Origin of the sequence: Colwellia sp. TT2012 (assembly GCF_001440345.1) — a bacterium.
Classification (GTDB): domain Bacteria; phylum Pseudomonadota; class Gammaproteobacteria; order Enterobacterales; family Alteromonadaceae; genus Colwellia.
Map to the genome: position 1 here is coordinate 510,360 of NZ_LJYX01000017.1, position 23,530 is coordinate 533,889.

The window sequence follows — 23,530 nt, forward strand, 5'->3', positions numbered from 1 at the left end:
TAATTTGTTTCTAATGCTAAATATCCTACCCTTTAGAAATATGCTCTATATTTAAATTCCTACTGCACTACCCTTTGACAAATAACCTCTAACTTTAAAATGAAAATCTCATCATGTTGTAGCCTAATTTCTGCCGTCTACTACCGTACTCTTTTGAGTCTCTATCAGCGTTTACCCGTGTGTTATTTTCGAACTCATTAATGTGAGGGTTCAACTCCCCCTTTCGAAAGGAATAGAGGAAAAGTTAAACCTTTAACTAGCAGTTACCTCAGCTATAAACCACAAGCATAAGCCAAGGCTTTATTTTTTATCGTGCTGTTGAGAAATGGCACTTTATTAACGGCGAGTAGTGCTAAATTACGTGCCGCCTTAATCACTGGCGAAGGGTGACTAAAGCCTGCATATAAGGCATCCATGGTTGTCATCATAAGTAAGTTCTCTTTGCGCCGTTTCTGCTCATATCGAGCTAGCACTGCCACATCATGCCAAACTTCACCATTACCAATAGCTTCGGCAATAACATGTTGTAAAGCGATAACGTCTTTAAAACCTAAATTAACTCCCTGCCCTGCCATGGGGTTAATCGTATGGGCAGCATCCCCTAATAACAGCACCCGCTTATGTTGATAAGTATTAGCATGTCTACGTGTTAGCGGAAAAGCACCTTTAGCAAGTACTTTGATTTCACCTAAGCGTTTGGGGAAATACTTAACCACTTCTTGTTGAAGTTGCTTATTGGATAATGATGCTAAGCGAGTGATCTCATCACGTTGGTGATACCAAACTAATGCCGCATAACCACCTAACGAACTTTCTCCGGCTAAAGGTAATAAAGCAACAGGACCCGTGGGAAAAAATTGTTGCCAAGTAATATCTTGCTGGCTCTGTGAAGTTTCAATATTAATCAACATGGCAGACTGTTGATAATCCCAGCCAGTCACACCAATGGCTGACATTTGCCTAACTTTTGATTGTGCGCCATCAGCGCCAATGACGAGTGTTGCCGTTAATGAACAATTGGTGAGTGTTAAGCTTGCTTTGTCGTGCTCTTGGGTTAAAGAGACTAAACTATCAGGACAAAAAGTACGGATATTACTCATCGCACTAATTTCCTGCCATATCGCCAGTTGAATTAATCGATTTTCAACGATATGACCTAGATGTGTTTGTTTAATGTCTTGGGCATTAAACTCAGTATAAGCACTTTCATGCTCCCAAACACCGAGTCGTTTATAGGGACAGGCACGCCATTGCTTAATTTGTTGCCATGCTCCCAGCTGATTAAGTAAATTTTCAGAGGCCAGCGATATAGCCGATACACGTAAATCAAGCGCTTGCTCAACAGCATAATTCTTGGGCTGATTCTGTTCAACCAAAGCGACTTGTAAACCAAGTTGGGCTAAGGACAGTGCACTTGCTGCACCAACCATACCACCACCAATAACTACACAATCAAAATGTTCCATGCTTAAAAATTCACAACAATATTGTAATATGCCTTTATTTTACCCAAGCCTAGCGCTATTTTCGACTGCTTTATTACATTAATCACCCATGGTCATCACTTTAACCCACATCACTTAGGCGAAGTAGCGAGTTGCTGGCATAAAACATTCAACAAATGCGGTAAATAAAGGCCGAATAGTGCACGAATACTGCATTCACCAGTAAATTTGTCGAACATAACCATGCAACTCCTGAACTTAGGCTAAAGGAAACAGCGGGGTGTAGGCGATGAGTGCTAATAATAAGCTGAAAATGCAATACTTTTGATCTCATGGTAGTTAGACAAAGCTTGTTTGTCGGTAAAATTCAGTTATAGTGAATTGTCGATTTTTGCGGTTGATGGGGAATGTGTGCCGTCAAATTCGCCAGAAATCACATAAAAATTAAGTTGTTGCCGTTATAGGTAGATTATGGCTAATAATAAAAACTAAATAACTGAATGATAAGGAAGTACTATGTCAGCATTAGCAAAAATAAAAACCTCAGGACAAAATACTGAAGAAATACGACTAGCCAAAGATATCAATTTAATTTATGATTTTACTGAAAAGCCTAACCGCACTCAGTTGAAAGCAAAGAGCGATCGCGCCGTTGTTGCCAAACTAAGAGCAGATTTAGTTTTACCGAACAATAAAATATTAACCGTTGATATAGATTTTGATAGTACAAGCGGATACCATAACAACACTATGTTGATTATGGATGACTTTGGTGTTGAAATGTTAGTCACTGCTTTTGCAGTAAAATACGGCCAGTCATTTGCTGATAAAATAACTAAAGCTTGGGCAGAAAAAAAACATCAAGATGATCCTAGAAAGCCCACTTACTTGTTGGTACAAAAGCCCATTAGAGATGGCGATGTGCCAAAGATTTTTGTCGCCTGTGGCGATAAAATACATGACAATGACAACAAAACACCACAAAGTATCGTTTAGTATTTTCTCTGCTAAAGTATTTCAGGCTAAGTGCTATTTACTAATAGCGCTTAGCCTGTTGATTTTCAGTTTTGCCAGCCACGCAGATAATATCGCCTCGATAAATACCCTCAGTAATGTCACAAAAATTCTGCAAGATAAACATGGTTTTATCTGGTTATCGAGTCAACAAGGGCTAACTCGGCTTGATGGCAAAAACAGCATCACTTTTTCGCTAAATAACCAAGAGTGGCCGCTGCCCTACTCTTGGATCAATGATATAAGTCTCATTGATGATAAGTTGTTAATCGCCTCAGAAACAGATGGTTTATGGCTCTTTGATACCAATAACGGTATCGCTGAAAAAATAGCCGTTGCTATTCCAAGGCAAAGCCACTATCACTCAGTGCGCTTTAAAGACCAGTATTATATCAACGCACCCAATAAACTTTATCGTTTCAATCCAAGCACAAAAACAACCCAGTTGCTTGATGACAATATCGCTATCAAGCAACTTGTTCATAATAAAGAGCAGCTTTATGTCGCAAATAGTGACGGCTTATATCAATTGCAAGATGAACAACTTCAACAGGTCCTTAGTGAGCCTATCACTGCCTTAACCGCCCTGTCAGATGCGGTAATAGCCATTACGGCCAATAATATATACCGTTTAAGTAATGATGGTGATATATCAAGTATCAAACATAATGAAAAGCTTTATGGCTTAACAAAAGCCTTTGCTAGTAATGACTTTTTTACTATTAGTAATAAAGGTAAGGTCAGTAAATACAGTGGCTCAAGATTAACCAAACTGCCGCACCTTTATGGTGATAGTGAACCGGTGCAACTTAGTACTGCATTTCAGGATGCTTCTGGCGTTTTATGGTTAGCTAGCAGTCATAAGGTTGAACAGCTTAATGAGACTTATATTACCAATCATAAAGTTATTTTTGATATTCCAATCAATGCCAATGAAATAACATTATTTGATAATGAAATTATTATTGGCAGCTACGGGGCTGGTTTGCAAAACTTCTTCAAGCCGGTATTTAAGCCAGAGGTTAATAGCGCTTTCACTAAAAATGGCTTGAAGATATTTGACCTGCTAGAGATAAATCAAAACCTATATATCGCCAGTTATGATGGTTTATGGCGCTATGATAACAGCACAAAACAAGTGAAAAAACTTGATATTGTTGCTGATAAACTGATTTTAAAGCTCGAACATAAAAACAACTTACTCTATATCGCCACTAACTATCACGGTCTCTATATCTATGATTTAAGTGCTGAGAAAATAATTAAACATCTTGATATTATTGATGGTTTACCCAGCACGGAAATTATTGATGTACTGCCTTTAGACTCAGGAAAAATATGGATAGCATCGAATAATAACATTAGCATTTATCAGCCAACCCTTAATAAACTCATCACCTTAACCACGCCAAATAAGAGTAAAGTGATCTCTTTTGTCTATGCCGATAACAAAATTTTTGCTTCGACCTTAAGTGATGGGATTTTGGTTTTCAATCAACAAGGTGGCTTATTAGCCCAACTTTCTAAAGGTCATAGTTTCACCGAAATGTTATTGATTAATGACACCATATGGGCCTCAGGTAAACCTGGATTATATCGTATATCACCAAAAAACTATCAAGTAACCATGATAGAGAATAGCCAGCAGTATTCTTTTGTCAGCAGTATGTTAGTCAAAGAAGATACGCTATATGCCATCCATTACAGTGGCGTACTGGCACTCAATTTATCTGAACAAAAAAAATTCAATCCAAATGTTATCATTAGTAAAACCACCATCTCAGGTAAAGCATATTTACTTAATCAAACCATCAAAATAGCAAGTGGTAACGATGTTATCACCCTTGATTTAGCCAGTTTAGACTATCGCCCTGGCCTAGAAAAAAACTATCAATATCGTATTAATAATAGCCAATGGCAGCAAATAAATAATAACCAACTAACGCTAACCGGACTAGCCTCTGGCCGTTACAATATTGAAATTATGGCCACCAATAGTTTAGGGCAATGGAGTGATATAAAAGCATATACCGAGATTGATGTTGCCTATCCGTGGTACTGGACAATGGAGCTGAGAATTCTCTATGCAGTATTGGTTTTATTTATCGTATTGTTGACCTCTTGGCTACTTTTTTTGCGGACAAAGTCAATTAAACATATTCACACTTTGCTCAAAGATAATATGCGAAATTACGGTAGGCTGATGAATACTCTACAACGTAATTTACAACTGACCGCTACATCATTAGCAAATAATGATTTAGAGCAAAGTAAGCAACTCATTGAGAAGAGTATATTAGTACTTAAAGAGAACATTAATAGCCAAGAGCCTGACAATCTTGCCGGAAAAACCTTAGCCATTGCTATTCCCTTTTTAGCGGACTATGTCCAGAGCAAGTACGAAGTTAAATTGCACTTTACCTTGGATGATAAGCTAGATCACCTTAAATATGAACTAAGGGCCGATATCTACAAAGTGATATTTGAAGCAATTTTGTCAGCTATATTCAAGAGTGAAGCAGAAAATTTCAGTCTAAGCTTAAAAGAGGTTAAACAAAAACTATGGCTTACCATTAATAGCGATAAAAACTCTTTTAGCCAACTTAATAGTAAAATTAACTTTGACCTCGCTAGCTATACTATTCGTCAGATAACCACTAAACATCACGCGTCACTTAATATTTTCGCTAATGATGACGGCAGTAGTCAGTTGGTGATTAGCGTGCCATTAATGACCTTAAATTAGTTTATAATTTACCCACTTAGCAAAAATAATAAAGACATTTACAACTAGTTGTCTTATTCATTCGAAATTAGCGCGCAATTGGTATAAAATACGTCTCCTTTTATCTTTACTGGGTTTGCTTAGGCTAAATCCAGTAAAATTTGTGTGTGAAGAGTGAAGTAATGAGTAAGAAGCTATATATCAAAACTTGGGGCTGTCAAATGAACGAGTATGACTCGCAAAAGATGGCAGAATTGTTGGATTCAACCCATGGTTATACCTTGGTTGATGAAGCAGAACAGGCTGATGTTATTTTGCTTAATACTTGTTCCATTCGTGAAAAAGCACAAGAGAAAGTCTTTCATCAATTAGGTCGTTGGAAACGCTTAAAAGAGACTAAGCCTGACTTACTTATAGGTGTTGGTGGCTGTGTTGCCTCACAAGAAGGTGATGCTATACGTAAACGCGCACCTTTTGTTGATATGATTTTTGGTCCGCAAACCCTACATCGTTTACCTGAAATGATTAATCAAGTACAGCAGACCAAGAGTCCCGTTGTTGATGTTAGCTTTCCAGAGATTGAAAAGTTTGACCGTCTACCTGAGCCTAAAGCGAGTGGTGCCACTGCTTTTGTTTCGATTATGGAAGGTTGTAGTAAATATTGTACTTTCTGCGTAGTGCCTTACACCCGCGGTGAAGAAGTTAGTCGCCCACTTGATGATGTACTCTATGAAATAGCGCAACTTGCCGCGCAAGGTGTACGTGAAGTAAACCTACTGGGTCAAAATGTTAATGCTTATCGTGGTCCAACCCATGATGGCAGCATTTGTCGCTTTGCTGATCTGCTACGTTTGGTCGCTACCATAGATGGTATCGACCGTATTCGTTATACCACCTCACATCCAGTTGAATTTACTGATGATCTTATAGACGTTTATGCTGATGTACCTGAACTAGTAAACCACCTGCATCTGCCGGTACAAAGTGGCTCCGACCGCATTCTAACGCAAATGAAACGTGGTCATACTGTGCTTGAATATAAGTCTAAAATTCGCCGTTTGAAGAAGGTTCGCCCTGACTTGAGCATGTCTTCTGACTTTATTATCGGCTTTCCCGGTGAAAGTGATGAAGACTTTATGGCAACCATGGACTTAATTAAGGCCATTGATTTTGATTTAAGCTTCAGCTTTATCTACAGTGCTCGCCCGGGTACACCGGCAGCCGATTTACCCGATGATATTAGCGATGCAACCAAGAAAAAACGCTTAAAACTGTTACAAGACCGTATTACCCAACAAGCGCTACGTATCGCCAGACAAATGTTAAATACCGAGCAGCGCGTTCTCGTTGAAGGCCCTTCAAGGAAAAATCCAATGGAATTACGGGGTAAAACAGAAAATAACCGTACGGTTAACTTTGTTGCCCCACATACCGTTATCGGCCAATTTGTCGATATCAAAATTACTGATGTAGTTGCCAACTCTTTACGCGGTGAATTAGTAAGAGAAGAAAAAGACATGGGTATGCGCATTGCCCATTCTCCAGCAGATATTTTAGCAAATAATCACCACACGGCCACGCCAAGTAACCTTGACGATTTAGGTGTAGGTAGTTTTACCCCATAGCATGCCTTTGGGCAGTATTAAGCCCTTTAATTTAACAAAGCGGAAATGAATTTGACCACATCAACGACTAAGTCACTTAAGTTAACCCGAGAAGTTTTCAGTTTAACGCCTGTAGACAACCATAGGCAGGCAAACTTATGTGGCCCTATGGACGATAACTTAAAGACTATCGAACGCCGTCTAGGGGTAGAAATAAGTTACCGTGGCCAAGAGTTTACTATCATGGGTAAGCCGTCAAATTGCCAAGCAGTGGTTAAAGTTTTAACAGAGCTATATCTTGAAAGCCAAGAAGTTAAGGGCAAAAGTAAGATAATCTCCCCTGAAATGGTGCATTTAGCTATTTTAGAGTCTGGCTGTCTCGAGCAAGAACACCCACAAAAAAGCAGTCAAATAGCCGCTGAGTTAGGTAATCAATTAGATAACAAATACGATGAGATGGTAACCATTAAAACTAAACGTGGTGTCGTTAAACCGCGTAATGGTAACCAACAATCCTATGTACAAAATATAAGGACGAACGATATCAGTTTTGGTGTCGGTGTTGCCGGTACAGGTAAAACCTATTTAGCTGTCGCCTGTGCAATAGAGGCATTAGAGCGCCAAGAAGTACGTCGTATTTTACTGACCAGACCCGCAGTAGAAGCGGGGGAGAAACTCGGTTTTTTACCCGGCGATTTATCACAAAAAATAGACCCTTATTTAAGGCCGCTTTATGACGCGCTTTTTGAAATGCTTGGCTTTGAAAGGGTCGAGAAACTTATCGAACGCAAAGTCATTGAAATTGCGCCACTTGCTTATATGCGTGGCAGAACCTTGAATGATGCCTTCATCATATTAGATGAAAGTCAAAATACTACGGTTGAACAAATGAAGATGTTTTTAACCCGTATTGGCTTTAATTCTCGTGCTGTGATCACCGGTGATATCACTCAAGTTGACTTACCTCGTCATCAAATGTCCGGGCTACGCCATGGTATTGAAGTGCTGCAAGATATCCCGGGCATTAGTTTCAATTTCTTTCAGTCTAAGGATGTTGTTCGCCACCCCGTTGTTGCCAAAATTATTGACGCTTATGATAATCATGAACAAAAAACCAACCGACAAAAACAAGAAAAAAAACAGGTACAACAAGCAAGTAATGATAAAAGCAAGATAAACTAATGGCTCATGTCATCGACCTACAAATTGCTTGTAAAGCAACCGAATTACCGACTAAAACACAATTTCAACTATGGGTTGATACGGCTTTAGCCGAAGTGGCTAGTAAGCCAGAGCAGGAATTTGAACTCACCATTCGCTTAGTTAATAGTGACGAAAGCCAGCAACTAAATAGTCAATATAGAGGCCAAGATAAAGCAACAAATGTGTTATCTTTTCCTTTTGAGGTACCTGACGGCATAGAGCTTAACTTATTAGGCGACTTGATTATTTGCATAGAAGTCATGAAGCTAGAAGCACAAGCACAAAACAAAGCCCTCTTTGATCATTGGGCACATCTTGTTATTCATGGTTGCTTGCATTTAGTTGGCTTTGATCATATAAGTGACAGTGATGCTGTTGAAATGGAAACTATCGAGATTACCATTCTAGCAAAGTTAGGCATTAGTAACCCTTATTAGCCGTAACCCGGTAAAGTACAGGATTTCATTGGCTGTTAACATCACTTAACAAATACCTGTTTAATAACATTTTCAATAATATAATAAAGGAAGAATAATAGCTCTATGAGCGATGACACCCCCCACTCTAGTAACGGTTCAGCCAATAAGTCCTTTTTTCATAAAGTTATGCAAATACTAACACCTGAGCCGAAGCACAAAGATCAATTGGTTGATGCATTAGATAATGCGCAAGAAAGAGACTTGATCAATCCTGAAACTAAACAAATGCTCAAAGGTGTTTTAGACGTTTCTAAATTGCGCGTTCGAGAAATAATGATCCCACGTTCACAAATGGTTACTATTGATATTAACCATAGTCTTGACGAATTCCTGCCTATTATCCTAGAGTCAGGTCATTCACGTTTTCCCGTTGTTAATGAAGATATTGATCACATAGATGGTATTTTATTAGCAAAAGATCTACTTGCCTTTGGTTTTAGTTCAAAGAAAGATGATTTTAGCCTGAGGGATATCATTCGCCCAGCCATTATTATCCCCGAAAGTAAAAAGGTTGAACCCTTATTAAAAGAGTTTCGTTCTAATCGCTATCATATGGCTATTGTAGTTGATGAGTATGGCGGTGTTTCAGGTGTTATCACCATTGAAGATATTTTAGAACAAATTGTCGGTGAAATAGAAGATGAAACCGATGATGAAAATGAAGATGAAATAAAAAAATTAGCCGGTAATGTCTACTTAGTAAAAGCGCTTACTGAGCTAGGTAACTTTAATGACTACTTCAATTGCAACTTTAATGAAAGCGATGCTGTTACCATTGGCGGCATTGTTTTACGTAAGTTTAACCACTTGCCGCAAAAAGGTGAACTTATAAACATAGGGAATTTCGAATTTAAAGTACTGGTTGCTGATAATAGACGCATACAAATGCTACAAGTCAGTGTTGATAAAAGTCATGAAATTAACGGTAAAATCAGTGACTAGTATCAGCACGGCGGTTATTTTTACCTCGATAATAAGCAAACTAACAAATCGCAACAATTGGCTGTGCTTTTTTAGTGGTTTTTTCTTGGTTTTTGCTTATGCGCCATTTTCCTATTGGTGGCTAGCATTAATTTTACCGAGCATAATACTACACCAAGTCAGCCATGCTCCGCCTAAACTAGCCGCTAAAAAAATGGCTCTGTTTGCCTTGGGTTGGTTTAGTAGTGGTATTAGCTGGGTCCATGTCAGTATTGATCAATTTGGTGGTTTGCCACTGATAGTTTCTTTACTGTTAATGCTAGCTTTATGTTCCTACCTCGCACTATTTCCGGCACTAGCAGGCTATTTAACCGCTATTTTTTCTAAAAACAAACAAGTTAACTTGTGGTTATTACCCTCTATTTGGCTTTTTTGTGAATATTTACGTTCAGTCGTGCTCACCGGATTTCCTTGGCTATCACTTGGCTATAGTCAGATTGACAGCCCATTAGCTAACTTTGCCCCGATTATTGGTGAAGTGGGGATAACGGCTATTATCCTGTTAGTAAACATTTGCTGGGTCAAAATATATAATATCTTGTCGGCCTTATTTAAAGATAAGAACCAAGACACTAATACACACACATCTAGCAAAGACTTAATATTCCCTATAGTTTTAGTAACAAGTATTCTTGTTACTAGTTTTGCTTTAAGTCTGGTTAGTTGGACTGAGTTAACGGGAAAGAGCGCTAAAGTTGCCCTTATCCAAGGAAATATTGCCCAGTCTATCAAATGGCAACCAGAGCAAGAATGGCCAACCATGCTTAAATACCTCGACTTAACACGGGTAAACTATGATGCCGACTTAATTGTTTGGCCTGAATCCGCCATTCCGGCACTGGAGCCAGCAGTTCAGGACTATTTAAGCACAGTAAATCGTTCCGCCATTTTAAATAACAGCGCTATTATTACTGGGATAATTAATTATAACTTTGAAAGTAAAGAGTATTATAATGCCTTATTGGTTTTAGGTAAGAAAACCACAGAGGATGAACAAGGCTATTATTACAATCACAGTAATAGGTATTATAAAAGCCACTTGCTACCCATTGGTGAATTTGTTCCCTTTCAAGAATGGCTGCGTCCTCTAGCTCCCTTCTTTAACTTACCTATGTCGTCTTTCACCGCAGGTAATTATGTCCAACCCAATTTAGTGGCCAATAATTTTCATATTTTACCACTAAACTGCTTCGAAATTGCTTTCCCACTCCAGGTAGCCGCCAATTTTACCGATAAAACAGAATTGCTACTGACCGTCAGTAATGATGCCTGGTTTGGCGACTCTCATGGTCCACATCAGCATTTTGAAATTGCCAGAATGCGCGCGTTAGAATTTGGCCGGCCCTTAATACGCTCAACAAATAATGGTGTTACCGGCATTGTTAATCATTTGGGTGAAATTACTGCCATAGCGCCACAGTTCGAAGAAGTTGTACTTAGAGGTCAGGTTGAGTTTGTCACTGGTTATACGCCATACAGCCAATGGCCGAATTTAATATTGTTTTTGATGGTGTTCATGCCATTGGTCTTGTTGAAAACCTTTAAGTTTTAACACTCAATAAAAAAGTGGCCTGATCAGCCACTTTTCTATAAATCATTTTTATACACTGCCTTTTCTATCAATACTACTTTCTATAAATACTAAGGTCACTAAGTTAACGTGATAATCACTTTGTTTGCTTGGGGTGTAGAGACGTTTTATTACGACCCGTTTCTTTGGAACGATACAAGGCAGCATCGGCGCATTCAATCCATACTTCATGGGTTTGAATACTTTCATCAACTTCAGCTATGCCCATACTAATGGTGTAGTTAACATTAATATCATTATAAGTGACAATAGCATCACTGACCTCTTTACGCAGTCGTTCAGCAAAAATGAAGGCATTGTCAAGATTAGTATCCGACAATAAAATAGCGAATTCCTCACCACCATAACGACCACAAACATCGGTTTCCCTGACATGATGGCGAATTAAGCCAGAAATGTGACGAATGACTTTATCACCAACAACATGACCATAACTATCGTTAATATTCTTAAAATGGTCAATATCAATCATCACTAAAGAACTTGGGTGCTGGCTACGACTCCAGCGTTTATGCTCGGCTCGTAAACATTGCTCCCAGTGGCTACGATTAAATAATTGGGTTAAGCCATCTGTTTGACTTAATAGGGCTAATTCTGCATTAGCTTTTTTCAAGCTTAGTTTATGTACAGCTGTATCGGTGACATCATAAACAATTAAACATAAATGGCTTACTTCACCGGTTGCAGAGAGCAGCGGAATAAAAGTAGTATTTTGATACATAAATTCTTCACTACCCGTTACCGGACGATAACTATCGAACTTGAATAAGTAAGGTCTTTGCTCCCAGATAGTAAAGGCTTTATTTTTCAGTAAAAAGACTGATTCAGCTTTACGGGTAAACCACTCTCTAGGTATCTCTGAAAACAGATCAAATATCAGCTTACCTTTTACCTCACGGGGAAATAAACCACTATGATTTTCCATAAAACCATTAAATATTTGTATAGTGAACTCTTTATCGAGCACAACGAGACCAACGTCGATGTTGTGCAACATTTCCATTATCCAATGCAGCTCATGTAATTGTGATTTTTCTAACGTCATAAACCATTCCTGTCATCACTTTCCAGCGCGTACTTTTGTCACTTGTTAATAGCAACAAGCTAATGTATTAACGGCGATTGACTCAGTAATTAATCAATCAAATAAGCCAACTTATTGTTAAGTGTTTTCATCGACTTTTCAGTGAAAAGCAACAACAAATCACACTTAATGGGGTAATTTTCTATGCCATAGCTTATTTCAATGGCTAAGGTTCTTTTCCATTTATTGGCATTATTAGCAATTAAATCAGATATTTTTCTATGTTGTCCCAATACCTCAGGATGTCCTTGGCTGAACTGGATATCAAGTTGCTCTGCGATCCCTTTTAAGCAAGCACCAATAAGTACATTAGCCAAATCCATTAATAACTCTAATTCAGTGCCCATATCAGCATCATATTGATAGTTCATCAATGAGGCGACATCTTTAAAGCTTGAATCATTTAGAATTAATAAAGCCTCTCCTGAAATACCTGCGCTAATAAAACCTTGGCAAATACCTGAGGTACTTTCATGATTTTCGATATCTTTTAACGCCATGCGAAGTTCACTCACTTCGATGAAGTTAACATTCGGAATCGGTAACACCACAAAAACATTGAGTAAACGTGCCAGTAAATCACCCGCCCGTCCCATAGCAATATTGGCGATTTCTTGATAACAATCACGCATTTCAGCGGATAAAGTCATCTCTGGTTCAGCAGTCAAAGGGGTACTTTCAACGGTAGAGACATCAAACTGGCTAGAAAGGAGAGCTCCCTGGCTATCAAATTCTGCCACAGGAAGTTTAATCGGCGCTACTTTTACCGCTGGTGCTGGCTCAGTGGTAGTGACTTCCCTTGAGAACACGCCATAAGACGATAATACCTTGGTAAGAATATCTTTATTAACGGGTTTTTGAATAAAGTCTAGCGCACCTAAACGGGTAACACGTTGATGAGCTTCGGGTTGAATATCACCCGATATCACTATGGTAAGTGTGGGTAAATCTTCTGCTAAAATAGTTTCAAGTACTTGATAACCATCCATATCAGGCATATTAAGATCAAGTAGAAGCACATCACCTTTGCCTGCCTTTATCGCTTCAATACATTCTAAACCATTGGCCGCAAAACTTAGTTCCACATCCCAACCATCAGGTAATGAACGCGCCACCTGTTTTCGCGCCATATTAGAATCATCACAAATTAATAATTTAGTGGTCATATTAATCTTGGGCCTTACATAAACGATAACAACGGCCGTTAAAAAACATCTCTAGCCTCTATTGATAACCATAGAGTATCCAATATAAAACACAATGATAAAGTTCTATTTATAGAACTTTTATCGCTAAACGGCTAATATCGGTTCACCTAAACCATTATTTTCAATACATCATGAAATTTCCTACTTCAAACATCACCTTATGTGCTTTCTTTATCGCCAGTTTTACTTTGGCTTTTAACTGTCAGGGTTACTCTTTTGATCTGGATAAGCTAAAACAAAGCAATAATCTTGTTAAAGCTGGCGACAAGTATGTCACCCTTTTAGGGCAACAAGTTAATGTTGGCGATCAAGCACCGCCGTTTACAGTGGTTGATAAAAACTTCGCGCCAGTATCACTGAAAGACTTCCAAGGGCAAACCTTACTTATTTCTGTTGTACCTAGTTTAGATACGGGCGTTTGCTCTATTCAAACCAAACGTTTTAATGAAGAAGCGGCCAAGTTACCTAAAAACATCACTATTTTAACCATCAGTAATGATCTGCCATTTGCCCAAAAGCGTTTTTGTAATGTTGAAAAAATCGATAGCATTAAAGTGCTATCCGATTCAGTGTGGCGTGAGTTTGGTACTAACTATGGTCTATTAATAAAAGACATGGGTTTGCTTACCCGAGCCATATTCATCATTGATGATCAAGGCAAGATTGTTTACAAAGAGCTTGTTGCCAACATCTCACAGCAGCCTAATTACGATAAAGCGCTAGCAAAGGTAAGATATACAGCCCCCGTTATTGTTATTAATGCGGTAACAATTAAAGAAGCAGCTAAAAAAACAGAAAAATAATTAATTTAAAAGACCAATAAAAACAAACATTAATAATTAAATTTTAACTTATTTCCATTATATTCTTGAAAAACAAATAAACAATCCCATCTCTAATTGTGTAGTCGCCGCAAGGGGCTACACAAAAAAATTGCCTGTTCATTGTGAAAGGCAGCATTATTTAAAATGACTCGCGTATTCGCGCAGTAATTTACTAGGCAATATTGCTTTGCTAGTGAGTTGCTCAATAGCTGAACGCCAACATTCAAAATAATAATCATTTTATTGCTATATATTAGGATAACTTATTATGCGTAACTCTACAGATTTCAGTCCACTATACCGCTCTTTTATTGGCTTTGACCACTTAGCTGGTTTAATCGATAAAGCCTCACGAGCTGACAAACAATCATCATACCCGCCTTTTAACATCGAGTTATTAGCGGAAGATCAATACCGCATTACCATGGCTGTGGCTGGGTTTAGCGAAGACGATATTGATATCGAGTCAAAAGAAAGTAGCTTAACGATTATTGGCACCAAGCAAGTCAGAGATAAACCAAAAGTTGAGGCCGGTAAAACTCCCCGACAGTTTCTACACCAAGGCATTGCCGAACGTAATTTTGAGCGAAAGTTCCAACTTGGCGAGCACGTAAAAGTTATTGGCGCCTTTATGGAAAACGGCTTATTGCACGTTGATTTAGAAAGAGAGGTTCCTGAAGCATTAAAACCTCGTAAGATAGCCATTAACGGAAAAAGTTTATTACCTAGTAACGCTTAATTCTTAACTGTTTCTCCCTTTGTTTTTGCCCAGTCTTTGACTGGGCTTTTTTGTTTTAACGAAGCAAGTTAAATGTCTGCCCGCACGTATTAAAACTCAAGTGAAAACAATATTTCTGCTAAATCTGGTTGCCATTGAAAATCGTTTAGCTTTACTCGGCTACCAAGCACCACTATCTGTTCATCTTGCAAATGCTGCTTTTGCTTAACAAAATATTCACTGCCGAGGGGAAAAGATATTTTCCCTTGTGAATTAATAACTCGAAACCATGGCACACGTCGCCCTTGCCATCCCTCTTTTGGCACCTTACCTAACGCTTTACCCACCAGACGAGCACGACCAGGTAAACCAGCCAAATCAGCAATTTGTCCATAACAAGCAACCCGGCTGTAAGGAATTAACTGCACTGTTTGCCATATTTGTTGGTAATGTGGGTTTACCATTTTTCTACGTCCTGTGCTATCAAGCTTGATTAGTACATTTTTTATTGACCAGTGAATACGCTATCATAGCAGCACAAACATCAATTACACTATGCTAAGGAAAAACATGAAAATTTGGGTGGATGCTGATGCCTGTCCTGTGGTAATTAAAGAGATTTTATTTAAAGCCGCTGATAGAGCCAAAATAGCCACGACCTTGGTAGCAAACCATAATATTCGAGTACCGCCATCACCTTTTATCAAATTTATACAGGTAAGCAGTGGCTTTGATATTGCTGACGATGAGATTGTTAAACGTGTTGAGCCGCATGACTTGGTTATTACCAGTGATATTCCACTGGCGGATGAAGTAATAACAAAGTCTGGTATTGCCCTTAGCCCCCGCGGCGAACTTTTTACCAAAGAGAATATTAAACCACGGCTCAATATTCGTGATTTTATGGACACTATGCGTGCTAGTGGTGTGCATACTGGTGGGCCACCGGCATTAAATCAAACCGATAGACAAAACTTCGCCAATCACCTTGATCGTATTATTACCCAGTTTAAAAATTTCAATAAACAGTGAAATATACCGATTCAATAAAGAAAAAGAGGCCGATACTCAAACGAGTATCGGCCTCTTTTCTCTAAACTGGCTTATTTTCCCGTTATTTTTTTCAGTTATTTTTTGCAAGTAAAAGCGCTTTAATTTCTTGCAACTCTTTTTCTAAGTTATCTATTTGCGCACGACTTGCGGGTTCACCACCTTCTGCACTTTCACCGTGTTGCTCAGCACGAAATTTTTCATGTTCTTGGCTCATCACTTCTAATACTGTACCCACCATCATATTAAAAAAGATAAAAGCGGTTAAGAAAATAAAAGTTAGATAGTAAATCCAACTTAATGGATGCACAGTCATCGTTTCGTACATCACATCGGTCCAATCTTCAAAGGTGGCGATACGAAATAAGGTCAACATTGAAATAGAGACATCGCCCCATAACACTTCATTAATTTCATGGAAAAACATACTACCTATGGCAGCGTAAATATAAAAGATGACAAACATCAGTAGCGCTATATAACCCATACGAGGTATAGCTTTAAGTAAGGCATTAATCAACAAACGCAGCTCTGGCACTATAGATATTAAGCGTAAAACACGAAACACCCTTAATAAACGAGCCAATAAAACCCCTGCCCCGCCAGAGGGCACTAGGCTACCTATAACAATGACAGTATCAAAAATATTCCAACCACTTTTAAAAAAATGTTTTTTTTCAGGACAAGCTAAAAAACGAATAGATATTTCTATGGCAAAAAACACCGTAACCGCTACATCCATAAGTAATAATACGGCAATAGCATTGGCGGACAAGTTATGAGTTTTAGCGCCAATCAATAACGCGGATAATAAAATAACAGCAATAACAACACCTTGAAAAATTTTACTATCGTCTATTTTACTTAATTGGCGCTGAGCACTTAAGATCAAACGACTCATTTGCTCACTCCCATCACAGCATCACTGACATGCTGATTACTGCGACGCTCTTGGCCAAAGGTACTCATTGGGCCATGACCCGGAATAAATCGGACATCATCTCCGAGGGGAAATAGAGTGTTACGAATAGAATGAATTAAGGTGGCGTGGTCGCCTCGGGGAAAATCAGTACGACCAATAGAGCCGCTAAATAAAACATCCCCAACTTGGGCAAGTTTTGACTCTCGATGAAAAAACACGATATGACCTGGGGTATGACCAGGGCAAAAGTAAACTTCTAAGGTAATATTGCCAAAACTTACGCTATCGTTTTGTTGCAAAAAACGCGTAGGTGTGAATTTTTCTGCATAGTTAAATGCCTCACCAAACATTTGCTTTTGCTCTTCGATAGCATCTATCCAAAACTGATCTTCTTTATGTGGACCTTCAATAATAACATCATAATCTATCGCTAAGGCGTGGGTCGCACCGGCATGGTCAAGATGAGCATGAGTAATTAATATTTTTGCTAACGTTAAGCCATGTTTAGTGATGGCCGCTTTGATTTTGTCAATATCACCACCGGGATCAACTACCGCAGCCTGTTGGGTTTCACTGCACCAAAATAGCGTACAGTTTTGCTCAAAAGGCGTTACCGGGATAATTTCATGTTTTAACATAACTCGCTCTTCAATCATTACTATTTACAAAATGGCGGCATTATATCATAAGTTTCAAGGGTATATTGATGACAAAAAGGTAACAATAACCATGAATAATACTTCCCCTAAGCGTGTTAACTCGGTAAGCTTTGGCCAACTAATATTAACGACTAACTATCTCTCTATGACCACCGTTTCTTCCCGTGATTCCTTTCATTCTCGTCTTGGTTTTGTTTTAGCTGCAGCAGGTGCTGCCATAGGGTTAGGCAATATTTGGGGATTTCCCACACAAGTGGCAAATAACGGTGGTGGCGCCTTTTTAGTAGTCTACTTAATTGTAACTTTTTTACTCGCCCTGCCTGCTCTTTATGCAGAAATTTACATCGGCAATCAAGCACAAACGAACCCTGTAGCAGCCTTAGCATCGGCTTGTGGTAAACGCTTTAAAAAACTCGGTCATAGCGCCGGCATTATTGGCATTATTGGCGCCATGATGATGTTAAGTTTTTATACCATAGTGGCAGGCTGGATGTTGGCTCATGCGCTAGCATCTTTGGCTGAATTAGTTGGTTTAATGTCATTATCGCAATGGTTATCCACGTCAAGTACGTGGCGCAACGTTATTTTCACTCCTATTTTTATCGTGCTTGGCGCAGCCATAGTACGCCAAGGTGTGCACAGCGGCATTGAACGTTGGTCGGCACGCTTAATGCCAATGTTACTCGTTATGCTAGGTGGTTTAGTTATTTATATCCTGCAACAAGATGGCGCTATGGAGGGACTAACTCTTTATTTAGTCCCTGATTTTTCACAAGTGACCGAGCCCAAACTTATTATTTCAGCCATGGGACAAGCATTTTTCTCACTGGCCATAGGGGTTGGTGCCATGATGGCTTATGGCTCGTATATGCCTAAAGGAGAAAGTATTGGCAAGTTAGTACTTTCGATAACCTTACTTGATACCTTTATTGCTTTTATCGCCGGCTTACTTATTATCCCAGCACTGTTTGTTGCCCAACATGCAGGACAAGAAGTATTTATTGACGGTCATTTAATTGGTGAAGGTCAGCTTATTTTTAACATTCTGCCAACCCTGTTTAGCTCCATGGGCACAGTCGGCTTAATTGTCTCTTTTGCTTTTTTTGCACTGCTTTCAATTGCGGCCCTCACATCAACCATTTCTTCAACAGAAGTCCCTGTGGCTTATTTAATTGAAGATAAAGCCATGACACGAAAAAATGCTACCTGGTTAGTGTCTGGGTTAGTTTTGCTTGCCAGCATGTTACTTATTGCCTTTTTTGAGCAACTCTTTGCTTTAGTCATCCAATTACTCACTACTGTGCTGCAACCACTGATGTCGCTGTTTTATTTTATTGTTATAGGATGGTTGTGGAAGCGTGGCAATCAACTAACAGACATAGCAACATTAGCACAAGATAAATTCTTAAGACTGCTTGGTTTTTACTTACGCTTTATTTGCCCAGCATTGTTATTGGTCGTCTTTGTTAATATCGCCTTTTAATATCCCTTAGTTAAACAGCTTATAATTTTTCTTACAGCCTGTTTAACACAAGTAGGCTCTGAAGAATGCTGTTGTGATATAAAAAACACCAGGCCATAATGACCTTATCAATGACCTGTCATCTTAATAGCTGAACAACTAAATGGCCTCAGTTTTCCCCGTAGATAACCTATTAGCATTTGATGTTAAGCGAGTATCCGCACTGGCAACTTTATTTATCCAGTAACGCCGCTTCTTCCTCAGCCAAGTCCACTTGCTCTATTTTCTCAAAGCGTATTGATATTTTATCTGCCGAGGTATGAATTTGTTTAACATCCGTTGCCGCTTGGTCTATATGCTTGGCCAGATTAGCAAAACGACCTTTAAAGCGATTAAAGTCTTGTGCTAAGTCAGACAAATGTGCCTGAATGATATGGATTTGCTGACGAGTCGCTTCATCTTTAAGGACCGAGCGCGCGGTTGTTAATATCGCCATCAAGGTGGTGGGTGATGCCAACCAAACACGTTTCTTATGAGCATATTCAACTAAGTCACTTTGATGCCCATGGATCTCAGCAAACACAGCTTCCGCAGGAATAAACATAATAGCGCCGTCGGCAGTTTCGTTATCAATGAGATACTTATCACTAATATCATTAATATGTTTTTTAATATCGATTTTGAACTGACGCATAGCTGATTTCCTCTCAGATTCAGGGGCTTCAAAATCCATCATTTTACGGTAATTTTCTAAAGGAAATTTTGAATCTACTACAACATTACCGGTCGGTTTAGGTAAAAACAGTATACAATCGGCTATTTTTCCGTTTGATAAGGTATGCTGCAGTTTAAAGCTTTGCTCTGGTAGCACATTTCTGATCAGGCTATTTAATTGCACTTCGCCAAAGGCCCCTCGTGAGCGCTTATCATTAAGTATGGCTTGTAAGCTGACCACGTTGGTAGATAACTCGGTAATTTTCTTCTGAGCATCATCTATTAATGCCAAACGCTGTAAGATATCACTAAAAGTTTTAGTGGTTTTTTCAAAGCCTTCGCTAAGACGCTTTTCGACCTGACCACTGATCTCTTGTAAACGTTTATCGGTAGAGTCCGTTAAAGCATCAATACGCTTGGTCATTTGCTCGCTGCTTTGCGCTAATGTTTTCGACAACTCTTCCCTATTGCTAAAGGCAGTGGCATTTAAATGTTTAATAAGTTGATCGAGTGACTGATTTTGATTTTGATTTAATTGCGCTTGCAGCTCATTAAATTGCCTTAATAATTTAATACGTAAATCAGCCATTTGCTGCTCAAAGCTATTAGTTAATTGCAATTGCTGCTTTTCTTGTAATTGGCTAAGCTGCTGCAAAAATTGTTGCTCAGTTTTTTTTGCTAACTGACTAAACAAGTCAATATTGTGCACTTGTAAACGTTTTTCTTGCTTTGCTAACCGCACTAGTACCAGTATTAATAGCAAGGCCAACACAACAAAAGCCAGTACAGGCAACCAAGTCGATAGCAACTGCTGTTGCTCTAGGGTAAAAGTCATTTTATCAATCTCAATAAGGTGCCAAACGCACTACACTGTAAATATTACCAGTATCTTTCTGAAAGGCAAGCACAAAGGCAAGAACTGTGGGATTGTGTGGGTTCCAGTTTAATTCTGAATTTTGTCCAGAGTGATTAAACTCTTCAACAGGGCCGTTTATTAAATAATGATAAAGATAATCCTAGGATATAGAGTTGATTAAATAAGTTGAGTAATCACCTATAAATAGGCTTAGATGTGAGAATTATGGCTGTTTGTACCACAAAGCGGTCTAAATTTGTTGTTCAAAATCACCCTATCTAACGACTACTTTGATACGATAGCGGACGTAAGGCTTGTCTTACCTAGCGACAAGTGATTCGACAAGGCCGACATTAAATGTCAATATTTTTATAGATAAGAGTCATCAGAAATAAAAAAACATCAGTTTTATTCTCAGCCTGATGAATTATCTCCCAGTACCCGTTTAACCCGATACTGGGAGTATAAATTTTACAATAATTCCTCGATCAGTACCTGCTTGATTAAATCATCAAATTGCTCTTCACAAGGATCCGATCCGCCACAGTTAGCAAAGGCGGTAATACTGGTATTTATTGCCGGAATATAAAGGTTAAAAGTTGAATACCCAGCCTCTAATCCACCATGCTCATAGACAACATTGCCCGCTATACTTGTTTTGAACAGGCCTAACGCGTAGCTTTCCTCTCCATCGATATATTGCAAGTTATCTTCAGCCATCATAATGGTTCTTATATCCTGACTGATATTACTGTCGTCACTTACAATGCTGCGTAAAAGTAATGCCATATCTTCAACACTTGCCACCATGGGGGCATCGGCTACGCCAATGTTTTCATACCAAGATTTGGTATTGATCACTTTGCCTGCTTCACCAGTAAAATCACCATCAATATCATGGTAATAACCAGATATAATGTCACCTTGCTCTTTTTCTACACCGCCAAAATGGGTCGAGTGCATTGCTAGAGGGTCAAAAACTCGATTGCGCATGGCTATTGAATGATGCTCGCCTAGTATTTCATCTAGCACCAGACCAACCAGTAAATAGCCAGTATTTGAATATTCCCAACCCTCGCCTGGTTCAAAGTAGGCCGGCTGATTAAGCGCAAATTGTAGTGCAAAAGCATCCGTTTTTAATGACTCTGGATCGGCTTGTATTGCCGCGAAAAAGTCTGCAATGGTATCGTCATCAAGGTAATCGTAAACCCCTGCGCTATGATTTAATAACTGACGTATGGTCATTTGTTCACTGAAAGGGATTTGTGATAGCAACTGCTCTGGTAACCAGTTACTGATAAGGTCATCCAAACTTAACAGGCCTTCTTCGGCCAATATGACCGTCAACAAGGCCGTTGCTTTTTTACCGGCACTGCCATTGGGCATAATATGATCAACTTGCATCGGCAGGTGAGAGTCAATATCTGCCAGTCCGCTACTGCCTAGAAACTTGCGCTCTGGGGTTTCAACCAAAAGTACTATGCCAGGAATAACATCTGATATTGTCTGGTCGATCAATGCTTGATAATCAAACACTACGGGTGTTTGATTTTCGTTACTTGTAGCCTTTGAGCCACCTCCACCTCCACCGCAGGCGGTTATTGCTAAAGTGAGAGAACTTATAATTAATGCTGATTTGATTGAATTAAACATACTCTTTATCTTTCCGTGATTATTTGATTGCAAAAAAGATATCACAGCAAAAGTATATTAGGGTTAAAAATCGTATCAAAAGTGTATCAAAAGTGTATTGCTGGCTTATGTGACTTTAATTAAGTTATTGATAATATTTATAAATACACCAAAAAAGTGATTGTCGTCCTTTTTGTATTGTGGAGCAAGGTCAGCCGTTTGACAGCAGCTGACCTCTATGGTTAAAACCCGACCGTCCGCAATGCGCTATACAGTTGCCTCACAAGAGGGTAGAAAATTAAGGTGAATATTACCATAAATATGATTGTGGCTTCATAAAGCTTAACGTCCGCTTTTGGCTATAAGTTGACCTAGTGTTGAACCCCTAGCTAAGGTCAACAATGCGCACTAAGTGATCTTTAGCTCTAATTCATTTAAAGACCGCTTTAGGCTCCTAGTTTCCCCTAGTACCTCAAAAATAAATGTCTGTTTTGAGGTACCAGTTAAAAGACTGGCCTAATAAAAAACCGCATGATTAAATTGTATGACTTTTACTCGTTTAGCTTCCGTGAAAATCCACAATGTTCTGATATTCTTCAATAATGAGCCCTAGAGCTGCCTATATAATTGAGATATTCAATTTCCATGAAATGCCAATTTCATGTTAACGCCGATTTTATGCGTTCAATTTACCGTTAATCTGGATTTAAAAAAAAGACTATCAGGATTTCGACCTCTAAGCTTTTGATTTCATTATACTGCCAATTTCACTTTAAACTGGATCTCACAGACTAGAAGAAAGCGCAAAAGCTAACGGCACTTATAACAATCCATGTCTATACTCAATTTACTTTCTAATTGTCAGAGTCATTAACATGAAGAAAAATTCTAGCCCTTTGCATAAAACAATGAATATTATCTCTTATTTAGCCTTGCCTTTAATGGTCATAACGTTAGTCAGTTGCTCTAAAGCCACGCCTGTACCCCTAAGCGAATGTTCCGCTGTGGTCAGTCATGTGAAAAATGTATTAAAAGACAATGCCCCGAGTAAGACCAAAATGCTTAAACAGTGCAAAGCCGCTACAGATGAAGCAAGGGGTTGTATCATGGCCGCAGATAAACCGATGAAAATACTGCAATGTGACTTTTAGTTTTTTAGCCAACAACTATTTCAGCGTAAAAATTGATAATGCTGGCATATATAACTGTCAGCAAGGGCTGTTTCATCGTTTGTACTACAGTAAACAATACTGCTACATAACGTTGCTAGCACAGACTCTATGTCAGCAAGCACAGGAAAAATTTAAGCGAAAAAAGAGGCAAGCGAATCAATGATTAGCTTACCCCTTTTGATTTTAT

General features: G+C 38.9%; 20 protein-coding genes. 12 read left to right on the forward strand and 8 right to left on the reverse strand.

Annotated elements, in window-relative coordinates; all coding sequences use genetic code 11:
- Positions 1-272 precede the first annotated feature (272 nt).
- A complete protein-coding gene (locus tag ASU03_RS11950; RefSeq protein ID WP_057832013.1) occupies positions 273-1,466 on the reverse strand; it encodes an FAD-dependent oxidoreductase in 1,194 nt (397 codons plus the stop codon).
- 495 nt (positions 1,467-1,961) lie between these two features.
- Between ASU03_RS11950 and ASU03_RS11955 the strand changes: the two genes are divergently transcribed.
- The 7 genes from ASU03_RS11955 to lnt all read left to right on the forward strand — a co-directional run bounded on the left by ASU03_RS11955 (position 1,962) and on the right by lnt (position 11,003).
- Positions 1,962-2,441, forward strand: coding sequence for a hypothetical protein (locus tag ASU03_RS11955; RefSeq protein WP_057832014.1), 480 nt, complete (start codon positions 1,962-1,964; stop codon positions 2,439-2,441).
- On the forward strand, positions 2,404-5,205 hold the full coding sequence (locus ASU03_RS11960) for a ligand-binding sensor domain-containing protein (protein ID WP_231731565.1): 2,802 nt from the start codon (positions 2,404-2,406) through the stop codon (positions 5,203-5,205). The genes ASU03_RS11955 and ASU03_RS11960 overlap by 38 nt, the downstream gene beginning before the upstream one ends.
- 161 nt (positions 5,206-5,366) lie before the next feature.
- Positions 5,367-6,809, forward strand: coding sequence for a tRNA (N6-isopentenyl adenosine(37)-C2)-methylthiotransferase MiaB (gene miaB, locus ASU03_RS11965; protein ID WP_057832015.1), 1,443 nt, complete (start codon positions 5,367-5,369; stop codon positions 6,807-6,809).
- Between the two features lie 147 nt (positions 6,810-6,956).
- The gene (locus ASU03_RS11970) at positions 6,957-7,970 is read left to right on the forward strand and encodes a PhoH family protein (protein WP_331456670.1); all 1,014 of its coding nucleotides are present in this window, start codon (positions 6,957-6,959) and stop codon (positions 7,968-7,970) included.
- Positions 7,970-8,428 carry an rRNA maturation RNase YbeY gene (gene ybeY, locus ASU03_RS11975; RefSeq protein ID WP_057832017.1) on the forward strand — a complete coding sequence of 153 codons (459 nt, stop codon included), beginning with the start codon at positions 7,970-7,972 and terminating at the stop codon, positions 8,426-8,428. Before ASU03_RS11970 ends, ybeY begins: the two co-directional genes overlap by 1 nt.
- Before the next feature lie 105 nt (positions 8,429-8,533).
- Positions 8,534-9,412, forward strand: coding sequence for an HlyC/CorC family transporter (locus ASU03_RS11980; protein ID WP_057832018.1), 879 nt, complete (start codon positions 8,534-8,536; stop codon positions 9,410-9,412).
- Positions 9,405-11,003 (forward strand): apolipoprotein N-acyltransferase, encoded by a 1,599-nt coding sequence (gene lnt, locus ASU03_RS11985; protein WP_231731567.1) that lies wholly within the window; start codon positions 9,405-9,407, stop codon positions 11,001-11,003. Before ASU03_RS11980 ends, lnt begins: the two co-directional genes overlap by 8 nt.
- 115 nt (positions 11,004-11,118) lie before the next feature.
- Here the strand turns inward: lnt and ASU03_RS11990 are convergent, their stop codons facing one another.
- Positions 11,119-12,087 (reverse strand): GGDEF domain-containing protein, encoded by a 969-nt coding sequence (locus ASU03_RS11990; RefSeq protein ID WP_057832019.1) that lies wholly within the window; start codon positions 12,085-12,087, stop codon positions 11,119-11,121.
- 89 nt (positions 12,088-12,176) lie between these two features.
- Positions 12,177-13,292: a response regulator gene (locus tag ASU03_RS11995; RefSeq protein ID WP_057832020.1), complete on the reverse strand. Its 1,116-nt coding sequence runs from the start codon at positions 13,290-13,292 to the stop codon at positions 12,177-12,179.
- A 173-nt stretch (positions 13,293-13,465) separates the two neighbouring features.
- Between ASU03_RS11995 and tpx the strand changes: the two genes are divergently transcribed.
- Positions 13,466-14,137 carry a thiol peroxidase gene (gene tpx, locus ASU03_RS12000; protein WP_057832021.1) on the forward strand — a complete coding sequence of 224 codons (672 nt, stop codon included), beginning with the start codon at positions 13,466-13,468 and terminating at the stop codon, positions 14,135-14,137.
- Positions 14,138-14,426: 289 nt separating this feature from the next.
- On the forward strand, positions 14,427-14,897 hold the full coding sequence (locus ASU03_RS12005; RefSeq protein WP_057832022.1) for an Hsp20 family protein: 471 nt from the start codon (positions 14,427-14,429) through the stop codon (positions 14,895-14,897).
- Between the two features lie 89 nt (positions 14,898-14,986).
- On the opposite strand, the gene ASU03_RS12010 is transcribed toward ASU03_RS12005, so the two are convergent.
- Positions 14,987-15,340, reverse strand: coding sequence for an MGMT family protein (locus ASU03_RS12010; RefSeq protein ID WP_057832023.1), 354 nt, complete (start codon positions 15,338-15,340; stop codon positions 14,987-14,989).
- Positions 15,341-15,446: 106 nt separating this feature from the next.
- Between ASU03_RS12010 and ASU03_RS12015 the strand changes: the two genes are divergently transcribed.
- On the forward strand, positions 15,447-15,908 hold the full coding sequence (locus ASU03_RS12015) for a YaiI/YqxD family protein (protein ID WP_057832024.1): 462 nt from the start codon (positions 15,447-15,449) through the stop codon (positions 15,906-15,908).
- Between the two features lie 91 nt (positions 15,909-15,999).
- On the opposite strand, the gene ASU03_RS12020 is transcribed toward ASU03_RS12015, so the two are convergent.
- Positions 16,000-16,827, reverse strand: coding sequence for an ion transporter (locus tag ASU03_RS12020; RefSeq protein ID WP_057832025.1), 828 nt, complete (start codon positions 16,825-16,827; stop codon positions 16,000-16,002).
- Positions 16,824-17,486 (reverse strand): MBL fold metallo-hydrolase, encoded by a 663-nt coding sequence (locus tag ASU03_RS12025; RefSeq protein WP_057832026.1) that lies wholly within the window; start codon positions 17,484-17,486, stop codon positions 16,824-16,826. The genes ASU03_RS12020 and ASU03_RS12025 overlap by 4 nt, the downstream gene beginning before the upstream one ends.
- A gap of 166 nt (positions 17,487-17,652) precedes the next feature.
- Here ASU03_RS12025 and ASU03_RS12030 point away from each other — a divergent pair, with 166 nt between their 5' ends.
- On the forward strand, positions 17,653-18,990 hold the full coding sequence (locus tag ASU03_RS12030) for a sodium-dependent transporter (protein WP_057832259.1): 1,338 nt from the start codon (positions 17,653-17,655) through the stop codon (positions 18,988-18,990).
- Positions 18,991-19,201: 211 nt separating this feature from the next.
- Here the strand turns inward: ASU03_RS12030 and ASU03_RS12035 are convergent, their stop codons facing one another.
- Both ASU03_RS12035 and ASU03_RS12040 read right to left on the reverse strand, forming a co-directional pair.
- Positions 19,202-20,518, reverse strand: a complete 1,317-nt coding sequence (locus tag ASU03_RS12035) for a DNA recombination protein RmuC (protein WP_057832027.1) — start codon at positions 20,516-20,518, stop codon at positions 19,202-19,204.
- 492 nt (positions 20,519-21,010) lie between these two features.
- Positions 21,011-22,192: a serine hydrolase domain-containing protein gene (locus ASU03_RS12040; protein WP_057832028.1), complete on the reverse strand. Its 1,182-nt coding sequence runs from the start codon at positions 22,190-22,192 to the stop codon at positions 21,011-21,013.
- A gap of 854 nt (positions 22,193-23,046) precedes the next feature.
- Between ASU03_RS12040 and ASU03_RS12045 the strand changes: the two genes are divergently transcribed.
- On the forward strand, positions 23,047-23,322 hold the full coding sequence (locus tag ASU03_RS12045; RefSeq protein ID WP_231731568.1) for a hypothetical protein: 276 nt from the start codon (positions 23,047-23,049) through the stop codon (positions 23,320-23,322).
- The last annotated feature ends 208 nt before the right edge of the window (positions 23,323-23,530 follow it).

Bases quoted from the DNA above. Each gene is read 5' to 3' on its own strand.
- tpx (WP_057832021.1), top strand. From the start codon at position 13,466: ATGAAATTTCCTACTTCAAACATCACCTTATGTGCTTTCTTTATCGCC.
- ASU03_RS11970 (WP_331456670.1), top strand. From the start codon at position 6,957: ATGGACGATAACTTAAAGACTATCGAACGCCGTCTAGGGGTAGAAATA.
- ASU03_RS11980 (WP_057832018.1), top strand. From the start codon at position 8,534: ATGAGCGATGACACCCCCCACTCTAGTAACGGTTCAGCCAATAAGTCC.
- ASU03_RS12010 (WP_057832023.1), bottom strand. From the start codon at position 15,340: ATGGTAAACCCACATTACCAACAAATATGGCAAACAGTGCAGTTAATT.
- ASU03_RS12045 (WP_231731568.1), top strand. From the start codon at position 23,047: ATGAAGAAAAATTCTAGCCCTTTGCATAAAACAATGAATATTATCTCT.
- ASU03_RS11955 (WP_057832014.1), top strand. From the start codon at position 1,962: ATGTCAGCATTAGCAAAAATAAAAACCTCAGGACAAAATACTGAAGAA.
- ASU03_RS12015 (WP_057832024.1), top strand. From the start codon at position 15,447: ATGAAAATTTGGGTGGATGCTGATGCCTGTCCTGTGGTAATTAAAGAG.
- miaB (WP_057832015.1), top strand. From the start codon at position 5,367: ATGAGTAAGAAGCTATATATCAAAACTTGGGGCTGTCAAATGAACGAG.
- ASU03_RS11990 (WP_057832019.1), bottom strand. From the start codon at position 12,087: ATGACGTTAGAAAAATCACAATTACATGAGCTGCATTGGATAATGGAA.
- ASU03_RS11960 (WP_231731565.1), top strand. From the start codon at position 2,404: ATGACAATGACAACAAAACACCACAAAGTATCGTTTAGTATTTTCTCT.
- ASU03_RS12035 (WP_057832027.1), bottom strand. From the start codon at position 20,518: ATGACTTTTACCCTAGAGCAACAGCAGTTGCTATCGACTTGGTTGCCT.
- ASU03_RS11950 (WP_057832013.1), bottom strand. From the start codon at position 1,466: ATGGAACATTTTGATTGTGTAGTTATTGGTGGTGGTATGGTTGGTGCA.
- ASU03_RS11995 (WP_057832020.1), bottom strand. From the start codon at position 13,292: ATGACCACTAAATTATTAATTTGTGATGATTCTAATATGGCGCGAAAA.
- ASU03_RS12020 (WP_057832025.1), bottom strand. From the start codon at position 16,827: ATGAGTCGTTTGATCTTAAGTGCTCAGCGCCAATTAAGTAAAATAGAC.
- ASU03_RS12005 (WP_057832022.1), top strand. From the start codon at position 14,427: ATGCGTAACTCTACAGATTTCAGTCCACTATACCGCTCTTTTATTGGC.
- ASU03_RS12025 (WP_057832026.1), bottom strand. From the start codon at position 17,486: ATGTTAAAACATGAAATTATCCCGGTAACGCCTTTTGAGCAAAACTGT.
- ASU03_RS12030 (WP_057832259.1), top strand. From the start codon at position 17,653: ATGACCACCGTTTCTTCCCGTGATTCCTTTCATTCTCGTCTTGGTTTT.
- ASU03_RS12040 (WP_057832028.1), bottom strand. From the start codon at position 22,192: ATGTTTAATTCAATCAAATCAGCATTAATTATAAGTTCTCTCACTTTA.
- ybeY (WP_057832017.1), top strand. From the start codon at position 7,970: ATGGCTCATGTCATCGACCTACAAATTGCTTGTAAAGCAACCGAATTA.